Genomic DNA, 547 nt, shown 5'->3' on the forward strand with positions numbered 1-547 from the left:
CCAGGCGGTCGGAGGTTCGAATCCTCCCGAGCGCGCCAATCAATGTTTTCAATATGAGCGTCCGTAGCTCAGCTGGATAGAGTACCTGGCTACGAACCAGGCGGTCGGAGGTTCGAATCCTCCCGGACGCGCCATTTKAAAACAACGMMAAATKTCGTTAAGGTAGATTGAAAMGGTGRGGTGGCCGAGAGGCTGAAGGCGCTCCCCTGCTAAGGGAGTATACGGTTTGTAGCCGTATCGAGGGTTCGAATCCCTCCCTCACCGCCATTTAAGTATGCCATGAAGAAACAACGCGCTCGTAGCTCAGCTGGATAGAGTACCTGGCTACGAACCAGGCGGTCGGAGGTTCGAATCCTCCCGAGCGCGCCATTTTAAAAGTTTTCAAATATGAGCGTCCGTAGCTCAGCTGGATAGAGTACCTGGCTACGAACCAGGCGGTCGGAGGTTCGAATCCTCCCGGACGCGCCATTTTGAAAGCAGCGACAAATGTCGTAGCAGTAAATACAGATCGTTATATAAATTTCGCGCTCGTAGCTCAGCTGGATAG

The 547-nt window shown here is 53.0% G+C and carries 4 tRNA genes; all 4 read left to right on the forward strand.

Annotation, left to right across the window (positions count from 1 at the left end):
* Positions 1-57: 57 nt before the first annotated feature.
* Positions 58-134 (forward strand) — tRNA-Arg (locus WG89_RS28880).
* 40 nt (positions 135-174) lie between these two features.
* Positions 175-267 (forward strand) — tRNA-Ser (locus WG89_RS28885).
* Between the two features lie 25 nt (positions 268-292).
* A tRNA-Arg gene (locus WG89_RS28890) sits at positions 293-369 on the forward strand.
* A gap of 22 nt (positions 370-391) precedes the next feature.
* A tRNA-Arg gene (locus WG89_RS28895) sits at positions 392-468 on the forward strand.
* The last annotated feature ends 79 nt before the right edge of the window (positions 469-547 follow it).

Origin of the sequence: Endozoicomonas arenosclerae (genome assembly GCF_001562015.1) — a bacterium.
Lineage (GTDB): Bacteria > Pseudomonadota > Gammaproteobacteria > Pseudomonadales > Endozoicomonadaceae > Endozoicomonas_A > Endozoicomonas_A arenosclerae.